The following is a 22531-nucleotide window of genomic DNA, read 5'->3' on the forward strand; positions in this document are numbered from 1 at the left end:
ACTTTGTACACTTACATATACTGTGCCACCTGTTACTTTTAAAAGGTCTTTCCCTAAAATTGTTGCTTCTGTTTTTCCTTCCGCTACTGCTTCTGAGGCCGCGATGGCTGCTCCACCTTTTGATGCTTCATATACACGGACAATGTCACCTTTTTTCAATTTTGACACTGTAATTGCATCTGCATTTCCAACTTTATTATTTGACACTGTGATTTTTTCTACTGCCGGTGCCACTGTTGTTGGCTCCGCTTCATACTTCACTGTGACTCTCTTACTCTCATCTTTATTCGGTTTCGTTACTGTTACGTATACGGTGCCACCTGTTGATACTAGTAAATCTTTTCCTGTGATTGTTGCTTCTTTTTTGCCCTCGGCCACAGCAGCTGAAGTTGCTTTCAAGTTTCCTCCTGTTGATGCATCATATATTTTTACAATATCTCCTGGAGCCAACTCACTCACTGTAATTGTATCCGCATCTCCAGCTTTATTGTTCGCTACTTTTACTGTATCCACCGCTGGTGCCACTGTTACTTCCGATTCATATTTCATCGCTGTACGTGTACTTTCTAATTCACTTTCACTTTGTACACTTACGTACACTGTGCCACCTGTTGCTTTTAGTAAATCTTTTTTTGTAATTGTAACTTCTACTTTACCTTCTGCTACTGCTTCTGATGTCGCAATCGCTTCTCCACCTTTAGATGCTTCGTACACTCTCACAATGTCGCCTTTTTTCAATTCTGACACTGTAATTGTGTCAGTTTCACCTTTTTTATTATTTATAATATTCGCCTTTTCTACCGAAAGTGCTGCTGTTTTTGCTGATGTAACCTCAGCTGCAACAGCAGTAATTGATGGATATGTAGCTGAGACTAGTAATGCTGAACTTACACAAACGCTTGCTAAAAACTTCGAATTTTTACTTTTCATTCTCATAATCCTCCCAAAGATTATTTTTCTATTATTTTATTCCTTATAATTTAATATCCCTATTAAAGGATATTTTTATATTAACAGATTATATTATCGTACTTTTTTTAAAAATATGCTAGTGAATTTTTTTAAAACTTGTTATATCTCTTAATATTACGTAATATAGAATGAGTGACATGAAATATTTAACGAAAGTAACACAATCTACTAATAAATATTGAAAATTAAATATCATTTGAATAGCTTCGACAGCAGAAATTTAAATAACCACCATGTAGACTTTTCAAATGTGACTTTCCAAATAAAAATGCGAATATGGTGCAAGAGATGAGCGATTTTTAAAAGCTTAAACTTTCAATTAAATTTGCACTAAATTATAATCTTTAAAACTATTTAAATAGCCTCATAAAAAAGAAAAAGCCGGATACACATAATCCTTCCTTTTCTTTAATCCTGTTAAACAGTTCCGATAATCGCTCTAGATTTGTAGACGTAGAAGAATCTTTATATGGATTGTTATGAATGATAACTTTAGGATACATGTTTTTTAGATTATGAAGAACATACTCTTTTCTTATTTCTTTATCGTTATTTAAAATTCAAATTATTAATTCGAGTTACACTAAACATATTTTTATAAAACACCTTTTCCTTTTACGGAACGATTCCACACAAAACAAAAGGGAAATACATATAAACTATGTATCTCCCTTTTGTTTTGTACCCAAATTTTATTACTGTGTTACCGTCATAACTTGTCCGCTACGGTCAACCATTATTTTCATTTTTCCGTCTTGTGCATTATATAGCCCTAGTTTATGTAATTCCATTTTACAATCTTGTACGAAAGTTGGTAATTTACGAATTTGATCAATATCAGAACTTGTAATGAAATGAATTAAAAGCTGCGTCATGCCTTTAATATCTTGCACAAGCTCTTCTTTTTCTCGTTTTAACCTTTCATTTTCTAGTTGTAACGACTGCAATTCACCTTCTAAGCTACGTGTATTCTTCGCCTCTCTAGAACGCCCTGCTGCCATGCTAGAAAGCTTATAAATACCTTCCATAAACTGATGTAGTTCGTCTTCTTTCCTTTCACTACATTGATTAATTGTTTCAAAGTTATCAACAATACCAGATATAACTGTTACAAGATTTTTTTCATCCTCTTTATGCTGGATTTCTTCTTTTAATTCGTACTCGTTTTCTTGTTTTCTTGCAACGATTGTCTCTTTTACTGGTATATATTTTCGCTTTCGTCCTGGTTTTTGTTTTTCAATATTTTCAAACGATATTTCACGTTTTTTTAATTTATAATACGTATTTTGCAATTGACTTTCTGTTTTTGGAAAAAGATTTAGTTCATTTTTACTTACGTATTTTGAAATATTTAAAATGTTTAAACCGTGACGTTGACAAAATTGATACACTTCATACAGTAGCTCTAGTTCAGACTTCAGCCATGTAATTGCTGATTTTTCATATGCTCGCATCCCGCCATTTTTTTCTATATCTATTTGAAATAATACCATTCTATTATATAAATCAACTAATTCTTCATACTTTACTTGGAATTCTTTTTCTATTTTTTTAAATTCCACCTCTAGTTGCATATCGTTCATTTTATTATTTGACATGTTTTGTAAAAGACCTAATACATTAATTGCTGTGTGGTGATACATAATCTGTGCCACTCCCCCTCATCCTTTCACAATTCTCATCTGACTCCCATGTCTTTTAAGAAAATAGCAATTTTTACATATCCATATTATAACAGTTCGAAATTATCTGTCAAATAATAAACATACAAAAATGTATAGAAAGTATAAAAATTTGGAAAATGTTTTTTATTAATATGTAAAATTGCATATTAATTACATTTAATTATATTATATGGTATTTTGAATGTTTTTTCACCGAAAAAATTTGCGTTACCACGAAATGTTACTAAAATAACCCTCGAAAATACGTTTGCTTATATTTTCAAATCAAAAATCTTCATTTGAAGATTTTTTCATACATACAGCGCCAAACATCTTAGAAACCTTTCATTTTTCTGCCAGGTTAGAGTATAGAATACCAAAAAGGAATTAGCCAATGCTACACATGGCTAATTCCTTCCCCTCTCTAACAGAATAGAGTTATAAATCTAGTCTTCAGATCCTCAATCAAAGTCTCACTTCTTCTTACCTAAACTTCATACCTCTGAACTCACATCGCATGAGACTCTATTAATCACTAAAAACTTACTTACATAAGTAGTTCCCCTATTCCTACTAAATAGAAAAATGTTATACGCCAGCTCTTCTACTTACCTATAACCACTCCATATCTCTGGTCTCAACATCGCATAGGGCTCTATTAAGCACTGACCGCTCAACACTTAGCTAGAGCTTCTATTCTGGCTAAATAGAAGCTTTTAAAGCACTAACTTATCAACTAAACCAATTAGCTCTTGAATATCTGGCTTACTTACTTGGGCATTTGCTCCTACAGCTTCACCTTTATGGAATAATTCATTTGTAATTAATGAAGAGAAAATAATGACTGGTAAACGATTCATTACTTCACTATCCTTAACCACTTTCGTTAAATGATGTCCATCCATTTTTGGCATTTCAATATCCGTAATTAGCAAGTGAATATGTTCAAACATTTTCTCGCCTTGCTCTTTCGCTAATTTTTCAATTTGCGCTAACGCTTCTGCACCATTGCTGAAGAAGTTCATTTTCGTATATCCAGCTGATGATAATGTTTCTTCTAATATTTGGCGTAGCATCGCTGAATCTTCTGCAATATAAATTACTTTTTCAGCTCGATCTGTTTTTTGTTCTAACCCTGCAATTGATTTATTGTCATAACCAGTGCCGCTAATTTCACATACAATTTTTTCATAATCTAATAGTAAAATGATTTTGCCATCTAGTTTTACAATACCAGATGTCGTTTCTTCTAGTCCCATAGATAATGAAGCTGGTTCATCAATTTGTTCCCACGAAATACGTTGAATACGATGCACTTCATCAACGCGGAAAATAACTTTCATTTGGTTTAATTCTGAGATGATAAATTTCGTTTGATCAAGTGGCTTTGTTGACTTTAAATTAAGAGCCATTGCCAAGTTAATAACAGGTAAAATTTCACCACGTACTTGAACAACACCTTCAACTGCATGATGAGATTCTGGCACAGTTGTAACAGGGAATGGATTAATGATTTCACGTACTTTCATAACATTAATACTAAATAGGTTTTCACCAACAGTATACGTAACAATCTCTAATTCATTTGTTCCGCTTTCTAATAAAATACTTTGTGCTTGTGACATAAAGGTGTCGCTCCCCTTCCATTAATTCCGTATATCTAATTATTAAGCTTTATAAAAGCGAAAAAGTCAACTACCTATATAAAAATATAGATAGTTGATCGATTCATTTTATTAAAAAACAATTAATCTTGTATAAACGAAGCAAGTGCTTCTAATAACACTTCTTGCGCTCCTACAATTTCTGTCGGCATTGCTTCCCATTTTTTCGAAAGCTCCGTCTCTACTCTTATTCTCAGCTCAGAATTCATTTCTGCTAGCACATATTCTTTCGTTGCTATATCAACATCAAGTAGCGCAAGTGCATATAATTCCGGGTCATTTATTTTTTCGAATAATCGTTTTAATACCACCGGTGCTATATGTTTTAATTTTTCAATATGAATCTCCTTATCAGAAAATAGTAACTCATATTGAATAAACGTAACATTTTCTTTAATCACTTTAAAATAACAATTATTTTTTTTATCATTCACAAAATAACCGTTTGGATCGGCAATAATACTCTCTACTTTACGGATTAAATCTGGCAAACTATTCGCCGCCATTACAGTCCGCTGCTCAACCTCACTCGGCGAAATGAATGTAACGCGATACTTATTTTGCGCCATCCTCCTCACCTCTCCTTTTATAAAAATCTATCGTCACATACTATCCAGAAGGCACACTGGCCTACTATGAAATGATTATCTCATCCCCATCCATCTCAGTATGCCTCCATAGCTCTATTCTTACAACTAGGAGCTCTTCTGGACCATAAATGTTTATCCACACTAAACTTTGCTTACCTCTTCTTATACTACTCTAGTAACTCTCCATACCTCTGTCCTTACACACCAGTCGAGGTCCTATTAGGCACTAACCGCTCCAAAACAACGCTGGGTCCTCTCGTCAACCCTAAAAAGAGCTTTTAAGATCTTTTTAAGAACTTTTCAATAACTCTATGTTATTAAACCAAAACGCTATCTGCTGATCCGTAATATTTGGCAACATAACAAAAAACTCACGACACTTCATCTCATCCTTAAACAGCTGATACTTCCAAACGCTATCGCTACCAACACTTATGAAATAAAACTCATGGATACGGCCAATGATTGCTTGTTTTTCGCCAAATGAATACGGAGGCACTTGCTTAATTTCAAATTGATCTGGTAAATATACATGCTCTTCTCGTTCTATTTTTAATACTTGCTCGGCAAGTTCACGTTTATTTTCGAAAAAAGGCAATTGTAAAATTCGCTCTTGTCTTGTCATACGAATAAAAAACCCTTTCTACTCCATTACATTTTTTCATTACGATATATTATCGAATTAAGTTTACAACTTCATTTAATACTTCATCTGAAACTTTAATTACTTTCGCATTTCCTTGGAATCCGCGTTGGTATAACATTAAGTCAACGAATTCTACAGATAAATCCACATTGGCACCTTCTTGTGCACCACCGCGTACTTTACCTGCACCATTTTGACCAGATGCACCAAGTGCTAAAATACCTGTTGTATTCGTCGCTGTATAGTTACCATTACCTGTTTTCATTAGTCCACCTTCGTTCGGGAACATCGCAACAGCTAATTGACCAGCTGATTTCATACTTCCATCAGAATATTTTACCATTACATATCCACCGTCAGCAATGAAGCAATCTTTAACCGTCGCTGCTGCTCTACCATCTACGTCTGTTACTGATAATGTTTTATCTGTTGGATGATTTGTTAAATGACTTAAGTCTAATTTTATAGAGCCTCCATCAAACGGAATATTGGCTCCTTGCTCTTTCGGATTTGGATTTCCAACAGCATCAAATGTCATATTACCACCTGCACCTTGAACATCTTTAAACTCTGTTTCTTTTTTCGAGTCATTGCGCATTTGTACTTTATATGTATAATTATGTTCACTCGTTTGTTTAAACTCTACACGCATTGTCCATGTATTCCCTGCATTATCATATACAGGTAAATCTTGTGTAATTTGTTTTTCACCAGTTGGAATATTCCCTTTAATTGTCCCTTTCGATGTTCGAATACCACCAATTGCTGTTCCCATTGGAATTTGCAACGGTCCTGGAATTCCAGATAAATCAACCTCACCAGTTGCCTCATTCGCAGGGTATGCAAACACGTATTGACCTTCAGTATTCGTAATATAGTAATCTGAAGATATCCCAAACGTACCTTTACGAGTAAATTCCATATTTCCGCCTTTTGAATCACCTACAACGAAGAAACCATTACCTTCCATTGCTGCTTGTGTTTTGCCACCTGTTAACGTAATTGTACCATCACTATAATCCGTAACCGTACCACTCATTTTTACACCGTTACCAATACTTTTCGGATTCGTTCCTGCATATTTACCGTCACCTTTTGCACCAATCGAATTGTTATATAGTAAATCATCAAACATTGCTTTTTGTTTTTTATAACCTACTGTTTGTGCATTGGCAATATTATTTGAAGTTACACTTAATGCATTTTGTGTTGCATTCATTCCTGTAATACTTGTATATAACGCTTTAATCATAACGTATGGACACTCCTTATGAATTTGTAGTTTTTACTTCTTCAGTTACTTTTTGATCGTCTTTCTTTGCGTCTTCTGGGTTCGTTTCCCCAATCGGTTTATCAGACACTCTCTCAACGAAACGAAGAGATACAACTTTATTATTAATAACGAGCTGTACGTCGTTATTTTCCGCAAGGCGAACCGTTTCTACTTGACCGGTTACTTTGTTTCCGTCGCCGTCAACACCTCTTACGTATTTACCTAAAAACTTCATTCCACCATCAAGTGCTGTTGAATACATCGTTGATTGCAGCTTATCTACTGCTTTCGTCATATTCTGTACTTGTTCCATAAGAGATAACTGTGCTGTCTGATTCATCATTTGATTCATATCCATCGCATTAAATGGATCTTGATGTTGAAAACTTGATAAAAACAATTTCAGGAAATCATCTTTCCCCATTACCCCAGGAGTCTTTTGCGCTCCTGCAGAAACTCCATTACTTTGTTGCACTGGCGATTGTACACCATTAACAGGTACATTACTTTTTTGCGCTCCTGTTTGTAACGGAATATGATTTGTACTCGTTGTATTTAATCCAACTGTTGGCACGCTTTATTCCTCCAATAATCCCGCAAATTCTGTTGATTGTTGTTTTTCATGATTTGTATTTGCTAATTTCTGTTTTTGCCTTTGCTCTTGTTCTCGCTGTTCTTTACGATTTTCATCTTTATCTGAATAGCTAATTTGAATGTTTATTTCTTTTTCTTTTAACTTTAATTTCAATTCATCAAAAATGATTTCAACACGTTTTTTCGCATCGTGTTTTTCCATTTCTACGTGAACGTCAATTTGATCTCCGTGTTTTTTCATAAATACTGTTAATGTACCAAGTTTTTCTGGATTTAACTGAAATAAAACACGTTCTTGTTTCACTACAAATTTTTGCAGCGCTTCTACTTGCGCTTCCATTTTCTTTCCTAAGTCAGGTAATGAAACTTTCTCAGCACCACTATTTGATTTCCCTATGTGTTCGGTACTCGTCGTTTTATTTAATAACTCTGCACCTGTAGAGCTCGAATCATTTAATGCATCAACCTCTGGCAACTCTACCTTTGCATCATCGCTCTCACCTTTCGGAAGATCTACGTCTTTAAACTCTTCTTGTTTCTTTGCGATATTACAAGTTTCTGTTTCTACAACCTTCAATGCTTGCATCGTTTGCTCCGGCATCTTCATTTTGTCTAATACCATTTGCATTGTATCTTCTAAACATATAGCATTTTTGATATTCATATTTGAAAGAAGTTCTTGTAATTGTTGTAATTCAGCTGCAGGTAATTCATTAAGTTTAATATTGCCATATTCTTGATATAGCTCTTGTATTTTTTGTATGTATTGATATAACAATTCCGGCTGCACATGTAATTGCTCAATTGCAACCATTTGCTCAGATACAGCTAATAACAACTGTTCTGTCTCTTTTTTTTCTTCTTTCTTTACAATAGGCTCTTCTTTCGTTACCGATTTTTTAGAAAGAATATAATCTTTTTTCTCTTCTGTTGGTGCTTCTTCTCGTTTCGTTTTCTCCGTTTTCGGCTGTTTTTTATTTTCCATTCTCATCGTACGATCGAATGAAGAATCTTCATTTTTTGATTGTATTTCTAGCCCTTTGTCTTTTTGCGGAGGTAAACTTTGTTGCACCGGTAATACAGACTGTATCACTACATTCACCTCATCCATTCATACACATTTTCAAATCCAGAAGCATTTTTTCTTCCAGCTTTTCTTGTGCTTTCGCAAGCTTTTTGCAATTTTCTTGATACATCTCATCAATGACACGTTCTTTTTCTTTTACTTGCTCTAAAAGGCTTTCATTTTTTTGAATAAAACCTTCCGTTTTTTTAATTTTTCGATTCCATTCTTCTATTCTTTCAGGTGAAAACGTATGTGAAGAAAGCATGCCAGCCATAATACGTTGCCCAGTTTGTACGACTTTACTACGCGATTTCACAACATATAAATCATATTCTTTTTTTTGTTCTATTTTTCTTTTTTCAGCTGTTAATTCATACACTTCTTTTAAAATATGTTCTTTTTCTTGATTTATTTGCAATTTTATTGTGTCGTACTGCTGTTTATCCACCTGTTTTCATAGCCCCTTCCTATTATAACGTTCTCTTTTTCTATTATATAGTTTTTTTCCAAAAAAATCTGTGAAATATTAAAAAACAAAAAAAATAAGACCTCTTGGGCAGAGGCCTTATACTATATGGTGTATCGCTTCAACGATATCATCAAATTGGAAACTATCCGATCGACCTTGCTTTAAAAACGTATTTATACCTTCTACTTTATTTTTACATTCAAAAATATAAGCATTTTCTTCATTTTCTTGAATCGTTCCTAACTTAAAATACAATTCATTTTCTTTATAAATTGATAAAATTTTTCTCATTTCATTTGCAAGTTGCCAATGATGTGGCGAAACAATTTCTTCCATAATCCTACTTACTGAATCTAATACTGAAATTGCAGGATAATGACTAAGCGTTGCAAGCTCACGCTTTAATACAATATGTCCATCTAAAATACCACGTGCTAAATCTGGTACAGGACCATTTAAATCGTCCCCATCAACAAGCACCGTATAAATACCTGTTATAGATCCCTTTTGTGTTTTCCCGGACCGCTCTAACAGCTTCTTCATATAACTTTCCATTAGCAGTGTTTTACCACCAATCGGTAACTCTTTAACAGCAATATCAACACTTCTTCGTGCATCGGCAAAACGAGTAACAGAGTCCATCATAAGTAATACGTTATTGCCTTGATCACGGAAGTATTCAGCAATAGACGTTGCGAGTTTCGCTGCACGAAGTTGCATAAGATGACTTTCATCTGACGTCGCTACAACAACGACGCTTTTTCTCATACCTTCGTCGCCTAATTCTTTTCGAATAAAGTCTTTTACTTCCCGGCCACGTTCTCCTACTAAACTAATAACGTTTATATCAGCTTTTGCGTTTTTTGCTATCATTCCAAGTAAAGTAGATTTACCAACACCTGATCCAGCAAAAATACCAATCTTTTGACCGATACCAATTGTTAGCATAGAATCAATTGATTTTATTCCTGTTTCAAATACATCAGTAATCTCTTCACGTTCAAATGCATGTATAGGCGGTGCATCTAGTTTTATTTTCTGTAATGGAATGTTTTCAGCGTCCTCATTTAATACTTCACCATTTGCACTTAACACTTTTCCGAGTAAGTGATTACCACGTGGTACAACAACATCTTCTGAAATTAAAATCACTGAATCTCCATAACATACTTTTTCTGTCTGTTCAAATGGAAGTAGCATATTATTTTCTTTTTCAATAGCAATCACTTCACATAAGACCTTATGTTCTCCAACGAAGCAAACATCTCCAATCTTCGCTTTCGGCCCTTTTGCTACGAAAAACTGTTCTTGTACACTATGAACTTTGCCTACTTTCGTATACAGTGGTGTTTCAATGAACTTATTCCATTTTTCGTTCTCATTCATTAACAGACGGCTCATACATTTTGCTCCTCAAATAGCTTCTCTTCTTCCCATTTCTGACGAAGTTTCGCAAATATAGGTGCAAATTTAAATTCAAAGAACTCTTTCTCTTCTTCCAGAACAAATTCACCAAACTGCAGGGAGAAATCATATTTCCATTCTACTAATTGTAGCAACCAATATTCTTTCGTATTTTCCTTCTCTTCTTGAATACGTTCAAACGTTTCTGGATGTACTGTAATGATTAATTTTTCAAACGAAGTTGGCAATGTTTGCACGATGCCAGTTAAAATAGGTAACACATCAAGCAATCGTGAATCTACCGCTTGATTCACGATTTTTTCTGCTAGATGAAAAGATTGATCCCATAATAACTCTGTCCATTCGTATGCTGTTTCTTGTTGTTCTTTTTGAAACTGCACACGCGCTGCTTCCATCTGTTCCATTTGTTCATGAATATGCATTTGAAATTGTTCTTTATCTTGTAATAACTGCTGCCGCTCTCTTTCTAGCATTTGCTGCTCTTGCCTTAGCTGATTCATTTCCATATGTAATGATTCTTGCTGGGCGCGAAGTTCTGCATGATCAGCTTGTAATTCTTCCTCTTCTATTTGGACTGAAGCTGGTTTTGGAAATTGTAATTCATACGTTTCTTCAGAAAAAGAAACAGAATTCTTCGGAATTCTGTTTTTAAATAAGGACATCCTCTTCACCTCTTTGAACGATAATTCTTCCTTCTTTCTCTAGCTTTTTCACTGTACCAGTGATCGTTTGCTGCGCTTTTTCAGCATCCGTCATCTTAAGCGGTCCTAAGCCATCTAATTCTTCTAGAATCATCTCTTTACGGTTTGAAGACATACATGTAAATAGTTTCTCTTTAATTTCTTCTTTTGCAATTTTAAGTGCTTTCGCAAGAACACCGTTATCTGTAATTTCTTCTAATACACGGCGAAGCGCAAGAGCTTCAAGACCAAGTAAGTCTTCAAAGACAAACATATTTTCTTTAATTTTCTCAGATAACTCATAATCGACTTCATCCAGCTTTTGAAAGACTGTTTTTTCAACACCTCGTGAAACGTTATTTAAAATGTTTACGATCGTTTTCAAGCCATCAGTTTTATTAATTGCACTGAATGCCATATTATTTAATTTCGATTTTAACAACTCACCAATTTGATTAATTAATTCACCATCAACTTGTTCTAACTTCGCAATACCCATTACCGTCTCTACTCGTTTATGATCTGGCAATCTCTCAATTAATTGAGACGCAAGCTGCGGTTTAATATAAGAAGCGATAATTGCAATTGTTTGTGGTGATTCATCATTAAGCACTGTAAGAAGTGGCTCTAAATCTGTAAGTGAATTTAAGAATTCAAATGGATTATCTTTGTTATACCAAAGGTCTTCCAATAATTTTTCCAGTTCGTCTTCTGGCATGTTTTTAAATATGCGACGAATGTATTCTTTATCTGGAGTGACTAAGTTCAATTCTTTTACATTTAGTTCATATAAGAACTCTCCTAGTACATTTTCTAACGTTTCTGGTTTATATACACGAAACTTCGCGATTTCACGAAGTAATACTTCTTTTTCCTCAGCTGTCATATATTCAATGACTTTTGCTGCCACCCCTTCTTCTAATGTACGAATAAGGATGGCAGCTTTTTCTTTGGAGGAGATTTCATCTAACATCGTTGTTCCTCCCTTACTGTCCGTTTAGCCATTTTTTAATTACTTTTGCAGTACCTTCTACATGTTCTTTCGTAGCATCCTGCACTTGTTCATCTAACGTTGGTTCTTTCGGTTCTTCTGGTTCAGGTTTTGGCTCTGGCACTATTTTTTCTTCAGGAATTTCCAAGATACTTTCATTACTTGCAGCAATTTCATCTTCTGCTAAGTATTCTTCATATTCCTCTTCTTCTTCTTTCTTTCTCTTACGTCTTGCTAATAAGAACCATACTAGACCACCGATCGCTAATAAGCCAGCTGTAATTCCACCGAATAACCACCAGTTCATGCCACTTTTTTCTGGCTCTTTCTCTTTTTCGACTTTCGGCTGATCGAACTGAACAGTTACAACGTTAACTTGACCATTTATAAAGTTACCGTTCGGATCAGCTTGAAGTCCTGCCGCTGTTCCGATTGCTTCTTTAAAAGTTGTCATATCCATTCTACGTTTTACTAGCGTATCATTATCTACCCATACAACAACATTTGTTTTCGTTAATTCTGGGTGTTTCTTAATTGTTTCAACTGTTTTATCTATTTCATAGTTTTCTATTTTATTACCATTTTTATTATTATAAACAACTTTACCATTTTGATTATTGTTCGTACCGTAGTTCGGCACTTCACCGTTTGCTGTAATACCAGCACTTTGCTTCGTATCTGTCCCTTCTTGCGCAGTAGAGCTTTCCTCTTGCTCTTGTTTACTACGAAGTACACCTTTATCACCATACTTTTCTGACTGACGTGTAACTTCATCGTAGTTTACAGATACTTTCGTATTCACTTTATATTCATTCGGTTTAAACATCGTCATTAATGTTGCATCAATATCTTGCTTTAATTTACCTTCAAGTTGATGCTGCATCTCTACTTCTTTCTCATAAGAAGAGGAACTACTAGAATGCGCTTCATCTGCTCCTTTTGAGATAACACCTTTTTTACTATCAATAACACTTACTTCTTCTGCCTTCACACCAGGAACTGCTGCACTTATCATTTGCTGTATACCTGCAACTTGATCAGCTGTTAACAATTGGCCACGCTTCACTCCAACCGTAATCGCCGCTGTTCCTTTTGCTTTTTCTTCATCAAAAATCGTCTCTTTTTCAGGCAATGTAATTTGAACATTTGCCGTTTCAACTGTCGCAAAGTTTCTTACAATATCTTGCTCCAATTGCTTCTTCGTACCGACAATTTGCTTCATTTTTTTATCTTGCTCACTTGAACCGAGCGAGCTTTCTAATAAAATTTCCTCACCGCTTTTAGAATTAAACGGTAAGCCCATCCCATTCATTTCTTTTCGAACCCATGGAGCATCATTCTTTTGCACACGAATCGAACCATCGGCCGCTAATTGATAATCGACACCTAACTTCGATAATTCTGCTGTAATCTCTTGTTTATCTGTATCATTTAAATTTTGATATACAACAACATATTTATCTGGCAAGGTGAAGTATAAAAGTGCTCCTGTTACAATCGCTAAAAGCGCAGCACCAATTACTAACTTATGCCACGTTTTTAACGATTGGATAACATTTTTCATCTTTTCCATTTAAACACACCCGTCCACTTTCCTAAATTTGCATATTAATTAGTGACTTATAATTTTCAATAAGATTATCACGTACGAGAGCAGCTGTTTTCATTTGAGACTCAGCTTTCTTTTGCTGAATTAAAACGTCATGTGTTTCTCCTACCCCTTTAGTTAGTAAATCATATACTGCTGTTTGTGCATTGTTTTGCGTTTGATTCATATCTTCCAATAAATCAATAAACTTTTTCCCCTCAACTACAGATGTTTGAGAAGTTTTCGGTGCACCAATTGACTGAATTGCTCCAAATGGTTGTGTATGTAACATTGGTTGGATTTTCATATTACTATCTTCCCCCTTATCCTCGGCCGATTTCTAAATCTTTATCAAGCATTTTTTTATTTGCATTTAATACACTCGTATTCGCTTCATACATTTTTTGAGCAACCATTACATTCGTCATTTCAGCAGTTACATCAATATTTGGATAACGTACATATCCTTCTTCATTTGCGTGCGGATGCGTCGGATCATACACTAAATTTTCCGTTTTGTCTGCTTCAATACTTTTTATTTTTACTCCATTAGTAGGAGCACCATCTAACATACTTGCAAAACTATTGTTTGATTCTAGCACCACACTACGACGCTCATATAAATCTGCCCCCGGAGCCGCCGTCGTATTCGCATTTACAATATTGTTAGAAGTAACTTCCATCCACTTTCTCGCTGTCGTTAGCCCTGAGCCACTTGCATTAATTGCCTGAAACATCCGTTGTCTCTCCTTCTACTTAACGTCCGCGTGCCGCTTGGTTAATTGCATATTGTGTATTAATCGCGTTAATTGAAATACCGTATAACTGATTTGCTTTCATTAAATCTAGCATTTCTGTCGTTACATCCACACTATTTCCGTCTTTATTCGTTTGCATTGATTTTGTTTGAATCTTTGCATATGTATTTTTCATATTTACTGTCGGCAAGTGCATTTCATTCGTTTGATATAAATCTGGATTGCTCTTTAAATCAGCCGCATTGTTTTTATATAATGCACTACTTTTATTCATCTGCTCAGCAAATGTTACATCTTGTGCTTTATAGCCAGGTGTATTCGCATTTGCAATATTACTAGAAACCGTATTTCGTTTCGTTACTAAATAATTCATATAATGGCTTACATCACTCACTAAATCTGGCATATTCCACACCCTTCCTTTTCTAACTTAATGATCCACTGATGGAAGTTTCACTTCATTATTTATTTTCTTATATGTATTTATTAAAATATTAACTATTATGTACCCTTACATATTTTATTCCATTTTTCCATTGTTGTCTTTAGAAAAATATAAAAATATAAAAAAGAATACGAAAAAACTGTATACACGCAGTAATTCATGAAACATTTCAACATATGAACTACAAACTAAGTTCATTTTTATATTATTTAGATTACTACTTTTTTATTACAGTCATAAAGTGAAACCTCAATCAGCGGAATTCTTTATTTAAACAAAGGAATGGATCCCCTTTTAAAAGGGGAATCCGTTTCCAAACTCTATCATTAATATTTACCGTAAAATGAATTAGCTTTCATCCGCCCATCATTTTCCATTATCATTTCTTCCAAAATCTTTTGCTTATCTCGAATATGCTGAGCTGCCTTAATAATGAATGGGCTTACTTCTGCTGCAACTTGTGCACGTGTTTCTTCATCCAATGTCATCATCCAGCGATTTAACATTTCACTCTTCTCAGCAAACTCTCCATCTGACACTTGCAATTCACCGATTTCATTAAAACAGCCGACAAACGTCCGATAAATATCATTGTTCATTTTCAAGTGCTCCGCGGTAACCATCTATTAAATCTTGTAATACTTTCACAATTGCATCCATGTCTTTTGCCTCACGAGTCACTTTCATCGTTTGAATTTGAATGCTAATCCAATCGTATAAGCCATATAAACTATCATATAAATCTTTTGTAATTTCAGGGTTTAATTGAAGTTTTAATTCTTCAAAAATACGTTCTAACTTTTCAAGAAGCGCATCTCCTTCTTGTAAGTTAAAAGTATGTAAAAGTTCTTCTAAATTACGAAACTCTACAATACATCTTTCATAAATAAAAATTGTATTTTTAATCGGATTACTCGTCATAATATCATTTTGCATATAACGTTGCCATGCTTGCATACGATCACTTCCTTAGATTTCATTAATCATCACTTTTTTGTTTTGTCATTGCTTTAATTGTTTTTAGCTGACTATCAAGCGCCGCTAATGTACTTTCTAATTTTTGATATTTCTTTACAATATCATCTTGTTTTTGCTTATTTTGAATGTCAATATCATTGATTTTACGATCTAGTTTCCCCACACGGTCATCTATAATTTTTATTCTTTCTCCTATGATTCCCACGTCACCGAATATCTTATTAAATTGTGTATCTATTTGTTTTCCAAGACCATCTGCACTAAAAAAGAATTGTTTTGCCGCATCCGGGTTTTCTTTCAAAGCGTTTGTTAATTTTGCTTCATCAACTTGTAATGTACCCTCTTTTGTCACCTGAATACCATACGAAAACAAATAATTTCCATCTTGTGAGTATGTTACAATATTATTCATAATCCTTCTAATATCACCCATAATATTTTGGCCTTGAAGCGCTCCATTTTTCCCACCAAATAATTCTACTGTAGATACCGCTTGATTATAATTGCTTACCATTTTTTTTATAAGTTCATTCGCTTCTTTTACATTTGAATCTTCTACTGTAAATTTAACGCTCTTTCCTACCTCAGATTTATCTAGTTGAATTTTAACACCTGGAAGAGTTTCTATTGTATTTGACTCTCCATGCTCTTCAACCCCATTAATTACATATGTTGAATTTTTAGCCTTTTCTATTTCATTAAGTGTACCATCTGTTTTTACAAATCCCATCTTTTCTAAAAATTGACCGCTATCTTCTAACTTAATAGCTCCCTTTTCGCCCATTTTTGAAGAAGAAAAGAATATCTTATTTCCAAGAGAATATGCCGAAACTCCATAATTTCCACTATTAATTTTATTTATTAATTGACGGTATGTAGTATCCTTTGTAATTAGAATATCCTGATTGTTAATCTTTATTGTTTCTTCCATATCAATTTTAGCATCTAAATCCGCTATCTTTTCACTTGAAATTTGATGGCGTTGAGCCAATTCTTTGACTTCAATATTAAAGGTTCCTGCAATTGCTGAAGCATCTGCTGTCACACTAATATATCCTTCTTGAGAGAGGGTTACTTTTTTTTCATTCCCTTTAAAACTAGATAAATCTTTCATTGTTTGTGTTAGAGAACTAAATTCCTTTTTCAAACTTGCATATAATAATTTTTCTTGTGTAAGTTGTTCCTTTTCATTATTATAAGGAGTTTTCTTCATATCCAACGCTTGTAATTCTAATTCTACTAGCTTTGAAGTATCTATTATATTATTGCCTAGATTCCAAATTTGTTGTCTATTACCAATACCTGTTGATGTAACTGCCATTAACTACCACTCCTTTTTTACATATAATCTAAAATACTCGTTTTACTCATCGTACTAACAGCTTTTAACGTCGCTTCATATGTTGCATTAATATATGCTAAGTCGGAAATTGCTACCGCTAAGTCGACATCTTCAATTTCTTTACGGTTTTCTTGAAGCGCTAAATTTTGTTCGCTTAAAATTGTTTTAAACGTCTCCATTGTGTTCATTGTTGAACCAACTTCAGTTGTACGGTTAATGATGCCATCTAAGTTTTTCTTGTTTTCTCCTAATAACGGTTGTAACGCTTTTTGATCACCTTTTTGCATCGCTTCACTCATCTGTTTTAACGTCTTTATAACCGGAGATAATAATGCCTCTCCGTTTCGAAATGCTTTTATTTCATAACCGTCATTTAGTTGCCAGTTCACATCATTTTGTCCACCTTGATACGTACCATCTTCTGTAAATGGCAGTTTTTCTGCACTATCACCACCGAAAATATAACGACCTTGCTCTTTCGTATTCGCTAAATATACAACTTGTTTTAAAATTTGATCAATCTCTGCACCAATGGCCTTCAATTCTTTTTCACCATTTTGCTCACTTAATGCCTGCACCATTAATTGATCTGTCCTCGTTAGAGATTTCAAAACACCTTGTAAAGTATTTTCAGTTTGTGTTAATACATTTTTCGAATCCGCTATATCTTTTTGCATTTGCTCCATATTCGCCAATGAATGTTGAATCGCAAATGACTTACTTGCCGCAAGTGGGTCTTCACTCATAAGAAGATTTTTCTTCCCTGAAGTTACTTGATTTCGATGATATTGCTGTTGCACGTTCAAATCCATTAACTGATTCTTTGCCCAGTTTGCATTTTGAAATGTAGATACTCTCATTTCTATCTCCTCCTTATATATTTTCAATCAATTACTATCACCTATCGAATAATCGAAAATAGACTATCAAACACTTCATTCATCGTAGTAATAGCTTTAGAGTTCGCCACGAAATATTTTTGGAAGGCCATTAAATTTACCATTTCCTCTTCCATATTTACCCCTTCAACGCTCATCTTTTCTTGCTGAATGCCTTCTAATAAGTCCCCATGAATTTTTTGATAAGCATTCACTGCACTTTTATCAGAAGCTACACGAACTATGAATTGGTCTAATGCTGCTTTATAAGAAAGACCTTCTTTATAGTCTCCATCTGTAATTGCTGCTAGTTTATTTGCTGTTTCAGCAGATATTTTCATTTTCGAAATATCTTTTTGAAATTCTGGATTTAACTTCATATCTTTCGCATGATCTCCAACGAAGAAATCTTTTCCCATCACTGTATTCACTTGATTTTTCACTGAACTCATTAAGTCTTCAAGATTTTTTTTATAATCAACAATCTTCGCTTTCGTGTCAATCGCTGATTTTATCGCTCCGCTAGTTACATTGATTTCTGAACCGTAAATCTCAACTGACATTGGGTCTTTTTCTTTATTTAATTGAAGTGGATATGTATCTTGTCCATTTACTGTTAAAATACCATTCATTCTAACACTCGCAATATTAGGATTCATAGATTCATAAGATACTTCGATGTTTGCATACTTAGACATCTCTGTAACGATGCGATCTCGTTCGTCTAAAAGTTGATTCGGCACTTGTGTACCTGCTTGTCCAATTTTATGATTCGCTTCTGCTAAACTAGCAGCAAGACGATTAAATTCATTAACATGCGCTTCAATATCTTCTGCCGTCTGCGCTTCCACTGTATCTAAGTTTTTCGCAAGACGATTTACTTGACTTGTGAACTTCCCAGTTTCAGAAATTAATGTATCGTAGTAGTTTGGTTGTTCTGGATTTTTTGCCACTTCACGAAAGGCATTAAAGAAACCGTCCATTAAACTAGATAATGAATTCTTTCCTGTCGTTCCAACCATAGACTCTACACGTGATAAAGTCGAATTCATATAGTTATAGTAAGAGAGCTGAGATAATTGATCATTAAACTGCTTCGTCTTTACCTCATCAGTAATACGGTCAACACCTAGCGTTTGTACACCGTAACCAATTCTCTGTTCTGGCGTATGACCATTACTTGCTCCAACAGATCCGTAATTCACCATTTGACGCACATAACCCGGTGTATGAATGTTAGATAAGTTTTGTTTCGTTGTTTGTAATCCCATTTGAGCCGCTAGCATCCCTGATAGCGGTGTATTATAATCAGATAATCTCATAAAGCTTCACTTCTCCTTTACAATAGTTCATTCATAAAGATTTGCGAATTATTGTTTCGCTCTAAATTATATTCAGAAACAGAATCCACAATACTTTCTGTAGTTTTTAATAGTACGTTTAAGTAATATTGATTTTTCAAAAGAATCATTTTTACATTCTCTTCTAATTCAGTTACGTTTTTTTGTAATTCTTCCATTTTTTCAATTTCTTCTTGAGAAAAATACGAAAATAATGCACTTACACGAGATGCTTCAACATCCTTTTCTTTACAAAACTGAACAACCATTTCTTCGAATGAGCTAGATAGTCCTTTTAAACCATCAATGTACTGCAATTGTTCTACTTGTAACTTTTGAACTGCATTTATATCTTTATTTTTTAAATTCTCATATATTTGCTCTCCAAGCGCTTGAATATTTTCATACGCCTTTTGTATAATAACGAGCTTTTCATATAATTGTATGTACATATAGCTTCCTTCCTTTTACAAGACTAAATTCACAATTAAACCATGGATTTCTCCAATTTGATTTAACATTTCTAAATGTCCTGTTTTCGTATTAATTAAATTCATAACATCTTCTAATTCATTCAATCCCATTTCTGCCTGTTTCACAATCGTCATTTTCTGTGAATATCCATAACGTGGGTGACGAGACATGACATCTTTATACTGCAATACATTATCAACGTAAAAATTCAAAAATGATTTTACTGTATTTTTGTATTCCATTACATTATCAAGCGTTAATTCCATTTCAATTTTTTCTTTAATTTCTCCAATATTATCGACAAACGCTTCCATTTGTTCTAGTAATTTATCTTTTTTCGGATCTGCATGCAAATTATCCGAAAATGCAAGTCCTGTCCTGACATTTGCTTCTTTCGGCATTTGAGTAGCAGGCGGTATATGCGATAAAATTGGATTATGCGAGATAGAACGTAGCATATATATCACCTATTTATTTTTTTATTTCTTCCTAAACTTAATCGTAAAATCCAGTTATTTATAATTATACTCTGAACAGTAATATTTTGCAGTTATTTTTTATAAAAGATATGTTACAATTTAGCATGAGGTGGCACAATTCTATGAATATTTTCCTTTGTGGTTCAAATCAATTAACAGCATTAGATCAAGAAGAAATTAAAAAATTTTTAACTGACTATGCTCACAAACATAAAATTTACATATTATGTTATAAATCTATTGAAAATGAGGTTCTTCGTTTTTTCGTTGAGAATGAAAGACTCGCTCAAAATTTATGCCTTTACACGCTGCAACCATTGCAAGCAATAACAGATGAATTTCAAGAAGTCGTTGATTACTTAAAAAAACACGGAGCCGAATATGTTGCTTTCGATCATCCTTCTGACTCCATTTACCGATCAGATTATATGTTTTTTGTTAAACAAATTATTGAAGACACTGATTTAGTTCTCTGTTTTTATAATGGGGACAAACATACATCTGTCATCCCTGTCGATGTTGCAAAAGAAGCAGGTATTGATGCTGTCATTTATGATTTACCAGGATTACATGAAAAGCAAATGAAAAAAAGCTTTGAACAAAAAATTCGTATGATGTAAAGGGGGCGGCACAATATCATTATTGTGCCCATTGTAAATATGATAATTGAACAAGATTATGATCATTTTATCACGAGTTTTAAACAACAATTCAATATGGATATCGCTTCGTATAAGCAAGATAGAATGCGCCGTAGAATCGATGCTTTCATTTCGAGAAAAGGCTTTGAAAACTACACTAATTTTTTAAACAAATTACGTGCTGATCAAAATTTATTTTTAAATTTTATTGACTATATTACAATTAACGTTTCAGAGTTTTTTAGAAATAAAGAACGATGGCAAACTTTAGAGTCGAAAGCACTACCTAAATTACTCGAACAAAATAGCGGAAAATTAAAGGTATGGAGTGCCGCTTGCGCTGCTGGTGAAGAACCGTATACACTTTCTTTAATTTTATCAAAGCATCTAGCTCCATTTCGTTTTGAAATTCAAGCAACAGATCTTGATTTTCATATTTTAGAAACTGCAAAACGCGGTCAATATACAGAACGTTCGTTAAAGGAATTACCTAATGATTTGAAAGAACGTCATTTCACAAAAGAGAATGATCTATATTCATTGCATCAAAACATTAAACAAAACGTCTCGTTTAAACAACATGACCTTTTAATGCAGTCATTCGATACAAATTATGATTTGATTATTTGTCGCAACGTAATGATTTATTTTACCGAAGAAGCAAGAGTAAAACTTTATGAAAAATTTAGTCGTTCTTTACGAAAAGGCGGCGTACTATTTGTTGGTAGTACGGAACAAATTTTAACACCCGAGCGTTACAATCTTCAGCGATTTGATACATTCTTCTACGAAAAAATATAAAAAAGGTCGTCACAATGGAGTGACGACCTTTTTACATAACTCGAATTAAAATAATACCGACAATCCATATGAAGAGAAAAAGAAACGTCATAGACCATTTATGTTCTTGCATCGTTTGTTTCAATGCCTGTGATAATTGTGTCATGTTAATTTCCGCAAGCGCTCTCCATACACTTACATCCCGATCTTTAGCAATGCGGTCTGTAACACTAATTAAAATTGTTTCGTTAGACAATTTCGTTATATAAGCAGTAATAACCGTTACCATCAAATTTATATTTCCTTCTGAAGAATCACTTTCCACTCTAGAAATAAGTGCGCTCACATCTAGTAACGGAATATGTACTTTTCTACCAAATGATAGTTGTACTTCAGCGAAATCATATGTTCCATCTAACAAAGGAAGGTCTTTTATATGCGCCTGCTTAACAAGCCCTTGTAGGCTTCTAATTACTTGTTCAAATATTTTTTCTGTTTGCTTACCTTCTCCAGATAACGTATGTAGCTTTTTAAAAAGTTGTAACACTGTATCCATCTCTTTAGAAAGCATTTCCTTCATAATCTTTCCATCACTTAAACTTGCAAGTAAAATACCTATTTCATTATTTTTCGAAATAATTTTAGACTGTCCAGTAAACACTAAATTGCTACGCTTTCGTTCTTTCTGGATTTCATGCTCCGAAATAGCTGCAGGCTGTTTTAATGGTTGTAACGCCTTATCTTCAATTGTCGTACGTTTAATCTCCATTTAAGCGCCTCCACTACTATGAAAT

25 protein-coding genes and 1 pseudogene are annotated in these 22531 nt (G+C 33.9%); 2 read left to right on the top strand and 24 right to left on the bottom strand.

The annotated features are described in order from the left end of the window. The 23 genes and pseudogenes from ACLBXA_RS26140 to ACLBXA_RS26250 all read right to left on the bottom strand — a co-directional run. Positions 1-930 (bottom strand): annotated as a pseudogene (locus ACLBXA_RS26140) (hypothetical protein); the annotation flags it as partial. A 737-nt stretch (positions 931-1667) separates the two neighbouring features. Beyond that, complete coding sequence (locus ACLBXA_RS26145; protein WP_000274691.1) at positions 1668-2615, bottom strand: DNA-binding domain-containing protein; 948 nt, start codon at positions 2613-2615, stop codon at positions 1668-1670. A 737-nt stretch (positions 2616-3352) separates the two neighbouring features. Continuing rightward, positions 3353-4261 carry a chemotaxis protein gene (locus tag ACLBXA_RS26150; protein WP_000075943.1) on the bottom strand — a complete coding sequence of 303 codons (909 nt, stop codon included), beginning with the start codon at positions 4259-4261 and terminating at the stop codon, positions 3353-3355. Between the two features lie 122 nt (positions 4262-4383). Then, the gene (locus ACLBXA_RS26155) at positions 4384-4869 is read right to left on the bottom strand and encodes a hypothetical protein (RefSeq protein ID WP_000068301.1); all 486 of its coding nucleotides are present in this window, start codon (positions 4867-4869) and stop codon (positions 4384-4386) included. A 310-nt stretch (positions 4870-5179) separates the two neighbouring features. Continuing rightward, positions 5180-5515, bottom strand: a complete 336-nt coding sequence (locus ACLBXA_RS26160) for a DUF3964 family protein (RefSeq protein WP_000198167.1) — start codon at positions 5513-5515, stop codon at positions 5180-5182. Between the two features lie 49 nt (positions 5516-5564). Beyond that, positions 5565-6788, bottom strand: a complete 1224-nt coding sequence (locus ACLBXA_RS26165) for a flagellar hook protein FlgE (protein WP_000588324.1) — start codon at positions 6786-6788, stop codon at positions 5565-5567. A gap of 16 nt (positions 6789-6804) precedes the next feature. Further along, complete coding sequence (locus ACLBXA_RS26170) at positions 6805-7383, bottom strand: flagellar hook assembly protein FlgD (protein WP_001143485.1); 579 nt, start codon at positions 7381-7383, stop codon at positions 6805-6807. 3 nt (positions 7384-7386) lie between these two features. Then, positions 7387-8496 carry a flagellar hook-length control protein FliK gene (locus ACLBXA_RS26175; RefSeq protein ID WP_000616444.1) on the bottom strand — a complete coding sequence of 370 codons (1110 nt, stop codon included), beginning with the start codon at positions 8494-8496 and terminating at the stop codon, positions 7387-7389. A 10-nt stretch (positions 8497-8506) separates the two neighbouring features. Beyond that, positions 8507-8917, bottom strand: a complete 411-nt coding sequence (locus ACLBXA_RS26180) for a hypothetical protein (RefSeq protein ID WP_000360860.1) — start codon at positions 8915-8917, stop codon at positions 8507-8509. A gap of 117 nt (positions 8918-9034) precedes the next feature. Further along, entirely contained in the window at positions 9035-10339 is a 1305-nt protein-coding gene (locus ACLBXA_RS26185) for a flagellar protein export ATPase FliI (RefSeq protein ID WP_000088683.1), read from the bottom strand. After that, entirely contained in the window at positions 10336-11025 is a 690-nt protein-coding gene (locus ACLBXA_RS26190; protein WP_000051697.1) for a FliH/SctL family protein, read from the bottom strand. The genes ACLBXA_RS26185 and ACLBXA_RS26190 overlap by 4 nt, the downstream gene beginning before the upstream one ends. Beyond that, entirely contained in the window at positions 11012-12016 is a 1005-nt protein-coding gene (fliG, locus tag ACLBXA_RS26195; RefSeq protein WP_000883363.1) for a flagellar motor switch protein FliG, read from the bottom strand. The genes ACLBXA_RS26190 and fliG overlap by 14 nt, the downstream gene beginning before the upstream one ends. Positions 12017-12029: 13 nt before the next feature. Further along, positions 12030-13607: a flagellar M-ring protein FliF C-terminal domain-containing protein gene (locus tag ACLBXA_RS26200; protein ID WP_000413954.1), complete on the bottom strand. Its 1578-nt coding sequence runs from the start codon at positions 13605-13607 to the stop codon at positions 12030-12032. 22 nt (positions 13608-13629) lie between these two features. Continuing rightward, positions 13630-13929 (bottom strand): flagellar hook-basal body complex protein FliE, encoded by a 300-nt coding sequence (gene fliE, locus ACLBXA_RS26205; protein ID WP_000701672.1) that lies wholly within the window; start codon positions 13927-13929, stop codon positions 13630-13632. 16 nt (positions 13930-13945) lie between these two features. Next, positions 13946-14359: a flagellar basal body rod protein FlgC gene (gene flgC / locus ACLBXA_RS26210; RefSeq protein WP_000484680.1), complete on the bottom strand. Its 414-nt coding sequence runs from the start codon at positions 14357-14359 to the stop codon at positions 13946-13948. Between the two features lie 19 nt (positions 14360-14378). After that, positions 14379-14786, bottom strand: a complete 408-nt coding sequence (flgB, locus tag ACLBXA_RS26215; RefSeq protein ID WP_001113106.1) for a flagellar basal body rod protein FlgB — start codon at positions 14784-14786, stop codon at positions 14379-14381. Between the two features lie 365 nt (positions 14787-15151). After that, positions 15152-15424: a hypothetical protein gene (locus tag ACLBXA_RS26220; RefSeq protein WP_001058079.1), complete on the bottom strand. Its 273-nt coding sequence runs from the start codon at positions 15422-15424 to the stop codon at positions 15152-15154. Next, on the bottom strand, positions 15414-15782 hold the full coding sequence (locus ACLBXA_RS26225) for a flagellar export chaperone FliS (protein ID WP_001149524.1): 369 nt from the start codon (positions 15780-15782) through the stop codon (positions 15414-15416). Before ACLBXA_RS26225 ends, ACLBXA_RS26220 begins: the two co-directional genes overlap by 11 nt. A 22-nt stretch (positions 15783-15804) precedes the next feature. Further along, a complete protein-coding gene (locus ACLBXA_RS26230) occupies positions 15805-17124 on the bottom strand; it encodes a flagellar hook-associated protein 2 (protein ID WP_447617590.1) in 1320 nt (439 codons plus the stop codon). A 17-nt stretch (positions 17125-17141) separates the two neighbouring features. Then, positions 17142-18005, bottom strand: coding sequence for a flagellar hook-associated protein 3 (locus ACLBXA_RS26235; RefSeq protein ID WP_001266418.1), 864 nt, complete (start codon positions 18003-18005; stop codon positions 17142-17144). Positions 18006-18046: 41 nt separating this feature from the next. Next, positions 18047-19345, bottom strand: coding sequence for a flagellar hook-associated protein FlgK (flgK, locus tag ACLBXA_RS26240; protein WP_001239708.1), 1299 nt, complete (start codon positions 19343-19345; stop codon positions 18047-18049). A 17-nt stretch (positions 19346-19362) separates the two neighbouring features. Then, positions 19363-19815 carry a flagellar export chaperone FlgN gene (flgN, locus tag ACLBXA_RS26245; protein WP_000275875.1) on the bottom strand — a complete coding sequence of 151 codons (453 nt, stop codon included), beginning with the start codon at positions 19813-19815 and terminating at the stop codon, positions 19363-19365. Positions 19816-19830: 15 nt separating this feature from the next. Beyond that, a complete protein-coding gene (locus ACLBXA_RS26250) occupies positions 19831-20295 on the bottom strand; it encodes a YaaR family protein (protein WP_000946323.1) in 465 nt (154 codons plus the stop codon). A gap of 143 nt (positions 20296-20438) precedes the next feature. On the opposite strand from ACLBXA_RS26250, the gene ACLBXA_RS26255 reads away from it, so the two are divergent. Together ACLBXA_RS26255 and ACLBXA_RS26260 are read left to right on the top strand one after the other, a co-directional pair. Next, entirely contained in the window at positions 20439-20936 is a 498-nt protein-coding gene (locus tag ACLBXA_RS26255; RefSeq protein WP_001020110.1) for a flagellar motor switch protein FliG, read from the top strand. Between the two features lie 39 nt (positions 20937-20975). Next, a complete protein-coding gene (locus tag ACLBXA_RS26260; protein ID WP_141540655.1) occupies positions 20976-21758 on the top strand; it encodes a CheR family methyltransferase in 783 nt (260 codons plus the stop codon). 31 nt (positions 21759-21789) lie between these two features. Here the strand turns inward: ACLBXA_RS26260 and ACLBXA_RS26265 are convergent, their stop codons facing one another. Beyond that, positions 21790-22506 carry a hypothetical protein gene (locus ACLBXA_RS26265; protein ID WP_000403948.1) on the bottom strand — a complete coding sequence of 239 codons (717 nt, stop codon included), beginning with the start codon at positions 22504-22506 and terminating at the stop codon, positions 21790-21792. Between the last annotated feature and the right edge of the window lie 25 nt (positions 22507-22531).

Source organism: Bacillus sp. D48C, from assembly GCF_053345735.1.

Bases quoted from the DNA above. Each gene is read 5' to 3' on its own strand.
- ACLBXA_RS26150 (WP_000075943.1), bottom strand. From the start codon at position 4,261: ATGTCACAAGCACAAAGTATTTTATTAGAAAGCGGAACAAATGAATTA.
- ACLBXA_RS26235 (WP_001266418.1), bottom strand. From the start codon at position 18,005: ATGAGAGTATCTACATTTCAAAATGCAAACTGGGCAAAGAATCAGTTA.
- ACLBXA_RS26200 (WP_000413954.1), bottom strand. From the start codon at position 13,607: ATGGAAAAGATGAAAAATGTTATCCAATCGTTAAAAACGTGGCATAAG.
- flgB (WP_001113106.1), bottom strand. From the start codon at position 14,786: ATGCCAGATTTAGTGAGTGATGTAAGCCATTATATGAATTATTTAGTA.
- ACLBXA_RS26185 (WP_000088683.1), bottom strand. From the start codon at position 10,339: ATGAGCCGTCTGTTAATGAATGAGAACGAAAAATGGAATAAGTTCATT.
- ACLBXA_RS26260 (WP_141540655.1), top strand. From the start codon at position 20,976: ATGATAATTGAACAAGATTATGATCATTTTATCACGAGTTTTAAACAA.
- ACLBXA_RS26230 (WP_447617590.1), bottom strand. From the start codon at position 17,124: ATGGCAGTTACATCAACAGGTATTGGTAATAGACAACAAATTTGGAAT.
- flgK (WP_001239708.1), bottom strand. From the start codon at position 19,345: ATGAGATTATCTGATTATAATACACCGCTATCAGGGATGCTAGCGGCT.
- flgN (WP_000275875.1), bottom strand. From the start codon at position 19,815: ATGTACATACAATTATATGAAAAGCTCGTTATTATACAAAAGGCGTAT.
- ACLBXA_RS26190 (WP_000051697.1), bottom strand. From the start codon at position 11,025: ATGTCCTTATTTAAAAACAGAATTCCGAAGAATTCTGTTTCTTTTTCT.
- ACLBXA_RS26255 (WP_001020110.1), top strand. From the start codon at position 20,439: ATGAATATTTTCCTTTGTGGTTCAAATCAATTAACAGCATTAGATCAA.
- ACLBXA_RS26265 (WP_000403948.1), bottom strand. From the start codon at position 22,506: ATGGAGATTAAACGTACGACAATTGAAGATAAGGCGTTACAACCATTA.
- flgC (WP_000484680.1), bottom strand. From the start codon at position 14,359: ATGTTTCAGGCAATTAATGCAAGTGGCTCAGGGCTAACGACAGCGAGA.
- ACLBXA_RS26225 (WP_001149524.1), bottom strand. From the start codon at position 15,782: ATGCAAGCATGGCAACGTTATATGCAAAATGATATTATGACGAGTAAT.
- ACLBXA_RS26165 (WP_000588324.1), bottom strand. From the start codon at position 6,788: ATGATTAAAGCGTTATATACAAGTATTACAGGAATGAATGCAACACAA.
- ACLBXA_RS26145 (WP_000274691.1), bottom strand. From the start codon at position 2,615: ATGTATCACCACACAGCAATTAATGTATTAGGTCTTTTACAAAACATG.
- fliG (WP_000883363.1), bottom strand. From the start codon at position 12,016: ATGTTAGATGAAATCTCCTCCAAAGAAAAAGCTGCCATCCTTATTCGT.
- ACLBXA_RS26250 (WP_000946323.1), bottom strand. From the start codon at position 20,295: ATGCTACGTTCTATCTCGCATAATCCAATTTTATCGCATATACCGCCT.
- ACLBXA_RS26220 (WP_001058079.1), bottom strand. From the start codon at position 15,424: ATGAACAATGATATTTATCGGACGTTTGTCGGCTGTTTTAATGAAATC.
- fliE (WP_000701672.1), bottom strand. From the start codon at position 13,929: ATGAAAATCCAACCAATGTTACATACACAACCATTTGGAGCAATTCAG.
- ACLBXA_RS26160 (WP_000198167.1), bottom strand. From the start codon at position 5,515: ATGACAAGACAAGAGCGAATTTTACAATTGCCTTTTTTCGAAAATAAA.
- ACLBXA_RS26155 (WP_000068301.1), bottom strand. From the start codon at position 4,869: ATGGCGCAAAATAAGTATCGCGTTACATTCATTTCGCCGAGTGAGGTT.